14 protein-coding genes and 1 riboswitch are annotated in these 11,373 nt (G+C 58.2%); of the genes, 8 read left to right on the top strand and 6 right to left on the bottom strand.

Features of this window, described 5'->3' with window-relative positions; all coding sequences use genetic code 11:
• Positions 1-233: 233 nt before the first annotated feature.
• Positions 234-668, top strand: a complete 435-nt coding sequence (gene zraP, locus CDA56_RS02710) for a zinc resistance sensor/chaperone ZraP (protein ID WP_064358925.1) — start codon at positions 234-236, stop codon at positions 666-668.
• Between the two features lie 3 nt (positions 669-671).
• On the opposite strand, the gene CDA56_RS02705 is transcribed toward zraP, so the two are convergent.
• The 6 genes from CDA56_RS02705 to nudC form a co-directional block, all read right to left on the bottom strand.
• Entirely contained in the window at positions 672-1,364 is a 693-nt protein-coding gene (locus CDA56_RS02705) for a DUF1481 domain-containing protein (protein WP_004097677.1), read from the bottom strand.
• Positions 1,365-1,376: 12 nt separating this feature from the next.
• A complete protein-coding gene (hupA, locus tag CDA56_RS02700; protein WP_004097675.1) occupies positions 1,377-1,649 on the bottom strand; it encodes a nucleoid-associated protein HU-alpha in 273 nt (90 codons plus the stop codon).
• Positions 1,650-1,835: 186 nt separating this feature from the next.
• Positions 1,836-2,426: a YjaG family protein gene (locus CDA56_RS02695; protein WP_004097673.1), complete on the bottom strand. Its 591-nt coding sequence runs from the start codon at positions 2,424-2,426 to the stop codon at positions 1,836-1,838.
• 42 nt (positions 2,427-2,468) lie between these two features.
• A complete protein-coding gene (gene nfi, locus CDA56_RS02690) occupies positions 2,469-3,140 on the bottom strand; it encodes a deoxyribonuclease V (protein ID WP_064378466.1) in 672 nt (223 codons plus the stop codon).
• Between the two features lie 9 nt (positions 3,141-3,149).
• On the bottom strand, positions 3,150-4,214 hold the full coding sequence (hemE, locus tag CDA56_RS02685) for a uroporphyrinogen decarboxylase (RefSeq protein WP_014227501.1): 1,065 nt from the start codon (positions 4,212-4,214) through the stop codon (positions 3,150-3,152).
• A gap of 166 nt (positions 4,215-4,380) precedes the next feature.
• On the bottom strand, positions 4,381-5,154 hold the full coding sequence (gene nudC, locus CDA56_RS02680) for an NAD(+) diphosphatase (protein WP_004097667.1): 774 nt from the start codon (positions 5,152-5,154) through the stop codon (positions 4,381-4,383).
• A 95-nt stretch (positions 5,155-5,249) separates the two neighbouring features.
• Here nudC and CDA56_RS02675 point away from each other — a divergent pair, with 95 nt between their 5' ends.
• From CDA56_RS02675 to thiH, 7 genes are all read left to right on the top strand, one after another.
• Positions 5,250-5,747 carry an Rsd/AlgQ family anti-sigma factor gene (locus CDA56_RS02675; protein ID WP_014837106.1) on the top strand — a complete coding sequence of 166 codons (498 nt, stop codon included), beginning with the start codon at positions 5,250-5,252 and terminating at the stop codon, positions 5,745-5,747.
• A 54-nt stretch (positions 5,748-5,801) separates the two neighbouring features.
• Positions 5,802-5,915: riboswitch (TPP riboswitch) on the top strand.
• Positions 5,916-6,000: 85 nt separating this feature from the next.
• Positions 6,001-7,896: a phosphomethylpyrimidine synthase ThiC gene (gene thiC / locus CDA56_RS02670; RefSeq protein WP_014837105.1), complete on the top strand. Its 1,896-nt coding sequence runs from the start codon at positions 6,001-6,003 to the stop codon at positions 7,894-7,896.
• On the top strand, positions 7,896-8,531 hold the full coding sequence (thiE, locus tag CDA56_RS02665; RefSeq protein WP_025107532.1) for a thiamine phosphate synthase: 636 nt from the start codon (positions 7,896-7,898) through the stop codon (positions 8,529-8,531). Before thiC ends, thiE begins: the two co-directional genes overlap by 1 nt.
• Positions 8,524-9,279 carry a HesA/MoeB/ThiF family protein gene (locus CDA56_RS02660; RefSeq protein WP_102804035.1) on the top strand — a complete coding sequence of 252 codons (756 nt, stop codon included), beginning with the start codon at positions 8,524-8,526 and terminating at the stop codon, positions 9,277-9,279. The genes thiE and CDA56_RS02660 overlap by 8 nt, the downstream gene beginning before the upstream one ends.
• Positions 9,263-9,463, top strand: coding sequence for a sulfur carrier protein ThiS (thiS, locus tag CDA56_RS02655; RefSeq protein WP_025107534.1), 201 nt, complete (start codon positions 9,263-9,265; stop codon positions 9,461-9,463). The genes CDA56_RS02660 and thiS overlap by 17 nt, the downstream gene beginning before the upstream one ends.
• Position 9,464: 1 nt before the next feature.
• Positions 9,465-10,235, top strand: a complete 771-nt coding sequence (thiG, locus tag CDA56_RS02650) for a thiazole synthase (protein WP_025107535.1) — start codon at positions 9,465-9,467, stop codon at positions 10,233-10,235.
• The gene (gene thiH / locus CDA56_RS02645) at positions 10,232-11,365 is read left to right on the top strand and encodes a 2-iminoacetate synthase ThiH (protein WP_046878335.1); all 1,134 of its coding nucleotides are present in this window, start codon (positions 10,232-10,234) and stop codon (positions 11,363-11,365) included. Before thiG ends, thiH begins: the two co-directional genes overlap by 4 nt.
• Positions 11,366-11,373: the final 8 nt, after the last annotated feature.

Below are 11,373 nucleotides of genomic sequence, written 5' to 3'. Positions count from 1 at the left end.
ACACCGTATCGCTCAGCAGAAATCATGCCATTTTTCCGTCCCGTCTAACCGCTTCTCATGCGCAAACCGGGAAGGCGATCGAGTAAAAATGACCCGCAGCCTCCTTGACCGCGAGTCATTTTTACTCGCTCTCGTCTGGCTGGAAGGTGCTCAATGCCCGATATCCTGCGGCCTTTCCATTCTGGCACAGAAGATGCAAATCATTGAGAAACCATAAGCCAGGAGAATAAACTATGAAACGGAACAAAAAAATGACGCTGACGCTGATTGCCCTCGCCGCGCTGACTTTCGGTAGCAGTTCAGCCTGGGCAAGGCACCACTGGAATAACGGCAGCGGAATGGGCCCCCAGGGCTACAGCCAGCTCACCGCCGATCAGCAGGCCACTGCCCGGAAGCTGCATAACGATTTCTATGAACAAACCCGCGTTTTACGTCAGCAGCTTCAATCAAAACGCTACGAATACCATGCGCTGTTAACCGCGGATAAGCCTGACAGCGCGAAAGTCGAATCCATTGCCCAGGAGATGGAGGTTATCGGTCAACAGCTGGCCCAGCAGCGGGTTAAGTTCGATCTCGCATTAGCGCAGGCGGGTATTTCTCGCGGTGTGGGTATGGGACCAGGGATCTGCGGCGGAGGCCGCGGTCATATGGGGATGAGCCACTGGTAAGGCTCAGAAGCTTTTTTCTGTCGGCTGCCAGGTGCAGAAATCTTCGTTTGCCACCAGCAGCAGCTGAGAGCCTTCAGGCGCTTCCAGCCACGCCACGCTGACCTCAATGGATGAGTGATTCTGGCGTCGCTCAATATGCGCCAGCGCCTGCGTATCGAGGTCAGGCTTCACGGTCTGACCTTCACAGGTGGTCACCGTCCTGTTGGCATGCCAGCGCCCCTGGCGCAGCATAACGCGTCCCTGACGCAGAGCGTCGCTGGTCTGGCGTATTTGCTCAGCGCGATAGCGGTATAGCGCGACCTGATCGCTGGAAAGCTGCTGCTTCTGCCCATCGATTTCACGCTGCATAAAGCTGAGTTCGCCCTGCGCATCAAACCGGGCGCGAATATGTTCCGGCGGTTTACCGTAGACGTTGAGTTCAATCAGCGCGAGCTGGCCATCCTGCCAGCGGTACTCGCTGGTCGAAGTATTACCATGACGCCATGGACTGAAGGCGGCAAGGAGATGGACCTCGCCGTTAGAATCTTTGCGCCAGATACGCATCGCCCCCTGGTTATCCGCATATCCGCTGGCGGTAAACGGCGGGAGAGAGGAATCATGGCTGCAGGCAGTGAGCAGCAATACGCCTACCAGCGCCAGCGTGCGGCGCCAGGTAGACAAAAGGGGCCGACAAGCCCCTTCGATAAAACTGTACACTGCCACGCGGTCTTACTTAACTGCGTCTTTCAGAGCTTTACCAGAAACAAATGCCGGTACGTTTGCTGCGGCGATTTTGATTTCATTACCGGTCTGCGGGTTGCGGCCAGTACGCTCAGCGCGGTGGTTCACTTTGAAGGTACCGAAACCAACCAGTTGAACAGCATCACCTTCTTTCAGAGACTCGGTAATTGCAGCCAGGGTAGATTCCAGGGCAGCTTTCGCCTGTGCTTTGGACAGGTCAGCTTTGTCCGCAATTACATCAATCAGTTGAGTCTTGTTCATAAGTTATCCTTACAATGTGTTTATCGCTTGCTAAGCATCGAGTGCGACGGAAATGCCTGAAAAGCACTCTCCTGCATACACGCACCGATAGCCACGTTTTTTCGCCCCCCAAATGTAGACCAGACGGGGGGCGGAATGGAAGCCTTCAGACGCTACAATTCAGGCGGTAAATCACGTTTTCTGGTCTCATTGCTGAAAATTTATACCAATATTGCTCTCACCGGCCTCGCGAAGGTCTGCACGCAGCCCTTTGATCAGTTCAATATCGCGTTCTTCGCAGTCGGCCAGAAGACGGAAAATCTCCCACTGAATATCCCATTCTTGTTCGACTGCCGGGTTTTCCTTGAGCTCTTCGTCGGTCATTTCGCGACCAGCCTGGGTCATTTCCAGCATCGCAACGGTGGTGATCGAGCTCTTGCTGACTTCAATAGCATGTTCGAGCGTTTCGCCGCTCAGCCGCGAATGAATCAGCTCACTCAAGGCCACGCAGGCATCAATGGCCGGATAGACGCCGTACAGGTCGTAATCATCAGCGGCCGGAATCGCCTCTTCCAGCTTTTCCAGTTGGCTGTCGAAATTCACCTTCGCATCTTTTACCGTCAGCGTTTCCCAGATCAGATCGAGAATACGGCGATAAAGCTGGCCATCGGCGAACTCAGTTTGCTGACAGAACATGGCGTAGTTGGGGTACATCCGCTCGCACAGGCAGGCCATAAAGGTCACGTGCTGCCAGCTTTCCAGCTTCTCCAGACGCAGATGAATCGGGTTTTGTAACATGATGAAATCTCGAAGTCAGAAATTAGCCGCAGTGTACCTGAATCAGTCGTGATTTGCTTGCCAACGCACAAACGCCGGACGCCGGGACGCCACGGCATCAGCCCAGCGCGTCGGTTCAGGCAGGCGGTAGCCTTTCAGGCAGCGCTCCACCCACATCAGCGCGCTATCCAGGCCCACGCGGTGCCCGGTACTCACAAACAGGGGATTACAGCGCGTTTTACTGCGCAAAACCCACGCCAGCTGCTCGCCTTTATCTAACAACGGCGCCAGCGCGCCGGGCTCATCGCCCAGCGGCTCGAACTTACCGCACAGCCGTTTTTTCGCCACGCCGATGGTCGGCACATCCACCAGCAGACCAAAATGGCTGGCGACGCCGAGGCGGCGCGGGTGGGAAATACCGTGGCCATCAACAAATAAGAGATTTGGCTTCTGCGAAAGCTGCTCCCAGGCCGCCAGCAGCGCGGGGGTTTCGCGAAAGGAGAGGAAGCCGGGGATATAGGGCATCGTGGTCGCGACGCGCGCGACCTGATACTCCACCAGCTCCAGGGACGGATAGCTCAGCAGCACCATCGCCGCCCGGGTCACCTCTCCCTCTTGCTCAAATCCAACATCCGCTCCGCCGATCAGCGTCGGCGGATCCTGGTCCAGCCGATCGCCTCGTTCAACCGATGCCGCCAGGCTGAGCTGCTTGGTGCGTAGCGATGACAAATCCATATTCACTCCTTAACGGTGGTATGGCGCCGACAACCGGTGCACTGCCTCCACAAATACGCCCGCATGTTCCGGGTCGACGTCCTGATGAATGCCGTGCCCAAGGTTAAAGACATGGCCTTCGCCCTGGCCAAACCCGGCGAGAATGGTCGCCACCTCTTCTTCGATGCGCGCCGGAGGGGCATAGAGCATCGAGGGATCCATATTGCCCTGCAGGGCGACTTTATGGCCGACGCGACGCCGCGCATCGGCGATATCGGTCGTCCAGTCGAGCCCCAGCGCATCGCAGCCGGTTTCCGCCATCGCTTCCAGCCACTGCCCGCCGCCTTTGGTAAACAGCGTCACCGGCACGCGGCGGCCATCATTCTCACGCAGCAGCCCATCAACGATTTTATGCATGTAATAGAGCGAGAACTGCTGATAATCCCGGCCGGTCAGCACCCCGCCCCAGGTATCAAAGATCATCACCGACTGCGCGCCCGCTTTGATTTGCGCATTCAGATACAGCGTGACGCTTTTCGCCAGCTTATCGAGCAGCGCGTGCAGGGCCTGCGGCTCGGCGTACATCATCTTTTTGATCACCGTAAACGCTTTGCTGCTGCCGCCTTCCACCATGTAGGTCGCCAGCGTCCACGGGCTGCCGGAAAAGCCAATCAGCGGCACTTCTCCCTTCAGCTCACGGCGGATGGTGCGCACGGCGTTCATCACGTAGCCAAGCTCATCTTCCGGGTCGGGGACGGGTAATTTATCGACATCCGCTTTGCCGGTAATGGGTGAGGTAAAACGCGGGCCCTCCCCGGCTTCGAAATAGAGCCCCAGCCCCATCGCATCCGGGATGGTGAGAATGTCCGAGAAGAGGATAGCCGCATCCAGCTTATAGCGGCGCAGCGGCTGCAGCGTCACTTCACAGGCAAGCTCGGCGTTTTTACACAGCGACATAAAATCGCCCGCCTCGGCGCGGGTGGCCTTATATTCCGGTAAATAGCGGCCCGCCTGACGCATCATCCATACCGGGGTGACATCAACCGGCTGGCGTAGCAGCGCGCGCAGGTAGCGATCGTTCTTCAGTTCGGTCATTTTTACATTCCTTTAGCGTTGATGCGCCAAGTTTATACACAAAATCATTCAAAGTGGATCGAGGCGGCAATTGAATGAACCCAAGGAGCTTACTCAAGTAAGTGACTGGGGTAAGTGAAAGCAGCCAACAAAGAGGCAATTTGAAGGATAAAGTATATGCAACATGTCACTCATACTCTGCCCGACACATCGCCACGGTATCTTCAATCAGACGGCGCGCCACGGTGCCCGGCGGCGGCAAAAGCGGCAGATTGTCATAGCGATACCATCCCGCCTCCAGCAGCTCTTTCTTGTCGATGACAATCTCGCCGCTATCGTACTCGGCCATAAACGCGGTCATCAGCGATTGTGGGAACGGCCAGGGCTGAGAGGTCACGTAGCGCAGGTTTTTCACCTTAATGCCGCTCTCCTCCATCACCTCGCGGGCAACGGTCTGCTCCAGGGTTTCGCCGACTTCGACAAACCCGGCCAGCACCGTATGCACGCCGTTACGATGGCGAGTATGCTGCGCCAGCAGGATAGAATCATCCCGACGGATGGCGACGATAATGCACGGGGCGATTTGCGGGTAGTAGCGTTCGCGGCAGTGGCTGCACAGCATTGCCCACTCGGTTTTGCTGGGGTGCATAGGATGGCCGCAGTAGCCGCAGAATTTGTGCGAGCGGTAGAATTCCGCCAACTGGATCCCGCGTCCCGCCAGTTGAAAAAGGCCAGCATCCTGATCGAGCACCTGACGCAGCGATCCCATCTCATGCCGGCGATCCTGGCGGACCAGCCACACCGGATCGCCCTGCCATTCTCCGATTCGCAGCGCGGGCTGCCCCGCAAGATTAAAATTTACCGCTTCGCCGTAGGGCAATTCTCCGTCGGGCAACCATAATTTCTGTTCGTGGCTGACGATCCACCAGCCGCGATCTAATTTTTCAATAATACGATCCATATCTATTGCACTACCTTTATTTTACTGGCACTTTTAACATTAAATTTACATTTTGGTGAGCAACGTATTTCTCTTAAAACCTTGCGGAGTCAACCATGTTAAACCAGCTGGAAAACCTGACGGAACGTGTTGGAGGCAGCAATAAACTGGTCGATCGCTGGCTACAAGTACGTAAGCATTTGCTTGTGGCTTACTACAACCTGGTTGGCCTGAAGCCCGGCAAAGAATCATTTATGCGGCTTAATGAGAAAGCGCTGGATGATTTTTGTCAAAGCCTGGTGGACTACCTCTCCTCCGGCCATTTTAATATTTATGAACGCTTTATCGGCGAATTGGAAGGCGATACGCCACTTTTAGCCGCCACTAAGATTTATCCACAGCTGCAGGCCAATACCCAGCAGATCATGGATTATTACGACTCCTGCCTCGAAAACGCCATCGATCACGATAACTACCTTGAGTTCCAGCAGGCGCTGTCGGATATCGGCGAAGCGCTGGAAGCGCGCTTTGCGCTGGAAGATAACCTGATCGCCCTCGCCGTCGCCCACAGCCGCAAAGACAACGTCAGCGACAATATCGCGCCGACCGCTTGAGTTGTGAGCCATTAACGCGTAGTTTACATACATTCCCCCTCACGGAGAGGGGATGTCATCTTGTCGGAGTGCCCATTTTCCACACTGGAAAAGGCTGAGACCGTTAATTCGGGATCCGCGGAACCTGATCAGGCTAATACCTGCGAAGGGAACAAGAGTAAACTGCGTTTAGCATCTGCCTCTTCAGGGCCGATCGCATCTGTTACTCCATCCGTCGTCTGGCAAGCCATATCCTGTTTAACTGGAATGAGCTATGTCTACAACCAAACTCACGCGTCGAGAGCAACGCGAACGCGCCCAGCGCTTTATCGACACCCTGGAAGGTACCGCATTTCCCAATTCGCAGCGCATCTATATCCCCGGTTCGCAGGAAGATATTCGCGTACCGATGCGCGAAATTCAGCTAAGCCCGACGCTTATTGGCGGCAGCAAAGATAATCCTCAGTACGAAGCGAACGAAGCTATTCCGGTCTATGACACCTCCGGCCCCTATGGCGATCCGCACGTCGCGATTAACGTTCAGCAGGGTCTGGCAAAACTGCGTCAGCCGTGGATTGATGCGCGCCGCGACTGCGAAGCACTCAGCGATCGCAGCTCGGCCTATACCAGAGAGCGGCTGGCGGATGATGGCCTCAACGAACTGCGCTTTACCGGCCTGCTCACGCCCAGGCGCGCCATCGTCGGGAAATGCGTGACGCAGCTGCACTACGCCCGTCAGGGGATTGTCACCCCGGAAATGGAGTTCATCGCCATTCGTGAGAATATGGGCCGCGAGCGTATTCGTGGCGAAGTGCTGCGCCAGCAGCATCCGGGCGTTGGGTTTGGCGCGCGGCTGCCGGAGAATATCACCCCGGAGTTTGTGCGGGCTGAAGTCGCAGCCGGGCGCGCGATTATCCCGGCTAATATTAATCATCCGGAATCCGAACCGATGATTATTGGCCGCAACTTCCTCGTGAAGGTTAACGCCAATATCGGCAACTCGGCGGTCACCTCGTCGATTGAAGAAGAGGTCGAGAAGCTGGTGTGGGCAACGCGCTGGGGAGCGGATACGGTCATGGACCTCTCCACCGGCCGCTATATTCACGAAACCCGCGAGTGGATCCTGCGCAATAGTCCGGTACCGATCGGTACGGTGCCGATCTACCAGGCGCTGGAGAAGGTCAACGGGATCGCCGAAGATCTCACCTGGGAAGCCTTCCGCGATACGCTGCTCGAGCAGGCGGAACAGGGGGTGGACTACTTCACCATCCATGCGGGCGTGCTGCTGCGGTACGTGCCGATGACCGCCAGGCGCCTGACCGGCATCGTCTCCCGCGGCGGCTCAATCATGGCGAAATGGTGCCTGTCCCATCACAAAGAGAATTTCCTCTACCAGCATTTCCGCGAAATCTGCGAAATCTGCGCCGCCTATGACGTCTCGCTGTCATTGGGCGACGGCCTGCGTCCCGGCTCGATTCAGGATGCCAACGACGAAGCGCAGTTCGCCGAACTGCACACCCTGGGCGAACTGACCAAAATCGCCTGGGAGTATGACGTACAGGTGATGATCGAAGGCCCGGGCCACGTGCCGATGCAGATGATTCAGCGCAATATGACCGAAGAGCTGGAGCACTGCCACGAAGCGCCGTTCTACACCTTAGGGCCGCTAACCACCGATATCGCGCCGGGCTATGACCATTTCACCTCGGGAATTGGCGCCGCCATGATCGGCTGGTTCGGCTGCGCGATGCTCTGCTACGTGACGCCAAAAGAGCACCTCGGCCTGCCGAATAAAGAAGACGTTAAGCAGGGCCTGATTACCTACAAAATTGCCGCCCACGCCGCCGATCTCGCCAAAGGCCACCCCGGCGCGCAGATCCGCGATAACGCCATGTCGAAAGCGCGCTTCGAGTTCCGCTGGGAAGATCAGTTTAATCTGGCGCTCGACCCGTTCACCGCGCGCGCTTACCACGACGAAACCCTGCCGCAGGAGTCAGGCAAAGTGGCCCACTTCTGCTCCATGTGCGGCCCTAAATTCTGCTCAATGAAGATAAGCCAGGAAGTTCGCGACTACGCCGCCGCGCAGACCATCGAAGTGGGGATGGCCGATATGTCGGATAACTTCCGCGCCCGCGGCAGTGAAATCTATCTACGTAAGGAGGAAGCCTGATGTATCAACCCGATTTTCCATCCGTCCCTTTCCGTTTAGGGCTCTATCCGGTCGTCGATAGCGTCGCGTGGATCGAACGCCTGCTGGCCGCGGGCGTTCGCACTCTCCAGCTGCGCATCAAGGATAAACGCGATAGTGAGGTTGAAGAGCATGTCGTTGCCGCTATCGCCCTGGGACGCAAATACCATGCGCGGCTGTTTATTAACGATTACTGGCGCCTGGCCATCAAACATCAGGCTTACGGCGTGCATTTAGGCCAGGAAGATCTGGAAACCACCGACCTCAGCGCCATCCGCAACGCCGGGCTGCGTCTTGGCGTTTCGACGCATGACGATATGGAAATTGATATCGCGCTGGCGGCGCGTCCCTCTTACATCGCGCTTGGGCACGTTTTTCCAACGCAAACCAAGCAGATGCCTTCCGCCCCTCAGGGGCTGGATCAGCTGGCGCAGCATATTCAGCGACTCGGGGATTATCCAACCGTGGCGATTGGCGGCATCAGCCTTGAGCGCGCCCCGGCGGTACTGGCGACCGGCGTCGGCAGCGTTGCGGTGGTCAGCGCCATTACTCAGGCGGCCGACTGGCGACAGGCAACGGCCCGGCTGCTCGAGATAGCGGGAGCCGGTGATGAATGACAGCGATTTTATGCGCTATAGCCGCCAGCTGCTGCTGGAGGATATCGCCATTGAAGGCCAGCAAATGCTGCTGGCCAGCCGGGTGTTGATCGTGGGTCTCGGCGGGCTGGGCTCTCCCGCCGCGCTCTATCTTGCCGGCGCTGGCGTCGGCACGCTGGTGCTGGTCGATGACGACGACGTGCACGTCAGTAACCTGCAGCGACAAATTTTGTTCACCAGCGAGGATATCGCTCAGCCTAAAACCACGGCCGCCAGGGCCCGGCTGGCTCAGTTAAATCCGCAGATTGAACTGATTGCGCTGAAGCAGCGGTTAGGCAGAAAGGCCCTGCAGGATGAAGTGGCGAAGGCCGATGTGGTACTGGATTGCACCGATAACATGGCGACCCGACAGGCGATCAACGCCGCCTGCGTCGCGCTTAAAACGCCGCTGATTACCGCCAGCGCCGTCGGGCTTGGGGGGCAGCTGATGGTACTGACGCCGCCGTGGGAGCAGGGCTGTTATCGCTGCCTGTGGCCGGATGCTAACGAACCCGAACGCAACTGCCGCACGGCGGGCATCATTGGTCCGGTGGTTGGCATGATGGGTACCCTACAGGCGCTGGAGGCCATCAAGCTGCTCGCCGGCATGATGGCCCCGCGGAACACGCTGCGCCTGTTCGATGCCCGAACCAGCAACTGGCGCACTCTCGCGCTCCAGCGGGCTCAGGGCTGTCCGGTATGCGGAGGGCTGCATGCGGATATGGTTTAACGATGAACCGTTGCAGTGCGCCGAAGCGACCTCCGTCGCCGATCTGCTCACGCAGCTGGAACAGCAGCAGCCGGGCGTCGCGCTGGCGCTCAATCAACGCATCCTGCCGCGTGAACGGTGGGAAGATCATCTCTTACAGGAAGGCGATCAAATCCTGCTTTTTCAGGTTATCGCTGGAGGCTGACATGTTACGTATTGCGGATAAAACCTTTGAGTCACATCTTTTCACCGGCACCGGTAAATTCGCCGCCCCCGACGTCATGGTGGAGGCCATTCGCGCCTCCGGCAGCCAGCTGGTGACGCTGGCGATGAAGCGCGTCGATCTCCGTCAGCATAATGACGCGATCCTCGCGCCGCTGCTGGCGGCCGGCGTTAGCCTGCTGCCCAACACCTCCGGCGCCAAAACGGCGGAAGAGGCGGTATTTGCCGCCCGCCTGGCGCGGGAGGCGCTGGGCACCCACTGGCTGAAGCTGGAAATTCATCCGGACGCCCGCTGGCTGCTCCCCGATCCGATCGAAACGCTGAAAGCGGCGGAGATTCTGGTACGGGAAGGCTTCGTGGTGCTGCCCTACTGCGGCGCCGACCCGGTGCTGTGCAAGCGCCTTGAAGAAGCGGGCTGCGCGGCGGTGATGCCGCTCGGCGCGCCCATCGGCTCCAATCAGGGGCTGGAAACTAAAGCGATGCTGGAGATTATTATCGCGCAGGCCACGGTGCCGGTAGTCGTTGACGCGGGTATTGGCGTGCCGAGCCACGCGGCGCAGGCGCTGGAAATGGGCGCTGACGCGGTACTGGTGAATACCGCCATCGCCGTTGCCGACGATCCGGTAACCATGGCGCGGGCCTTCCGTTTAGCGATCGATGCCGGCTTGCTGGCCCGACAGGCAGGCCCGGGCGTGCGCAGCGCGCAGGCGCAGGCCACCAGCCCGCTGACCGGCTTTCTGGAGGCGCGGGTATGAACACCTTCACTGACCGTTGGCGGCAGCTGGACTGGGACGATATTCGCCTGCGAATCAACGGGAAAACCCCCGCCGACGTTGAACGCGCCCTGGCGGCAAAACAGCTCAGCCGTGACGATATGATGGCCCTGCTCTCCCCCGCCGCCGCGGACTATCTGGAGCCTCTGGCCCAGCGCGCTCAGCGCCTGACTCGCCAGCGTTTTGGTAATACCGTCAGCTTTTATGTCCCGCTGTATCTCTCTAATCTCTGCGCCAACGACTGTACCTACTGCGGTTTCTCAATGAGTAACCGCATCAAGCGCAAGACTCTGGATGAGGCGGAAATAGCCCGTGAATGCGCGGCGATCCGCGAAATGGGCTTTGAGCATCTGCTGCTGGTGACCGGCGAACATCAGGGCAAGGTCGGCATGGACTACTTTCGTCAACATCTGCCCGCGATTCGCCGCCAGTTCGCCTCGCTGCATATGGAGGTCCAGCCGCTGGCGATGGAAGAGTACGCCGAGCTGAAAACCCTCGGTCTGGACGGGGTGATGGTCTATCAGGAGACCTATCATGAAAGCATGTATGCGAAACACCATCTGAAAGGGAAAAAGCAGGACTTCTTCTGGCGGCTGGATACTCCGGACAGGCTTGGGCAGGCGGGGATTGATAAAATTGGCCTTGGCGCACTTATTGGCCTTTCCGACAGCTGGCGGGTGGACTGCTTTATGGTGGCGGAGCATCTGCTGTGGCTCCAGCAGTATTACTGGCGCAGCCGCTACTCCATCTCCTTCCCACGTCTGCGGCCTTGCGCGGGAGGTATCGAGCCCGCCTCATTAATGGATGAACGGCAGCTGGTGCAAACTATTTGCGCCTTCCGCCTGCTGGCTCCGGAAGTGGAACTCTCGCTCTCCACCCGCGAATCCCCCTGGTTCCGCGATCGGGTGATCCCGCTGGCCATCAACAACGTCAGCGCCTTTTCGAAAACCCAGCCCGGCGGGTATGCCGATAACCATCCGGAGCTGGAGCAGTTCGCGCCTCACGATGACCGCCGCCCGGAAGAGGTCGCCAGCGCGCTGGTGGCCAGCGGTCTACAGCCGGTATGGAAGGATTGGGACAGCTGGCTGGGACGCGCCTCCCAATCGTCATGATAACGAAT

The organism is Klebsiella michiganensis, assembly GCF_002925905.1.
Lineage (GTDB): Bacteria > Pseudomonadota > Gammaproteobacteria > Enterobacterales > Enterobacteriaceae > Klebsiella > Klebsiella michiganensis.
The sequence above is the reverse complement of the archived record's forward strand: the minus strand, read 5'-3'. Positions and strand labels throughout refer to the sequence as shown.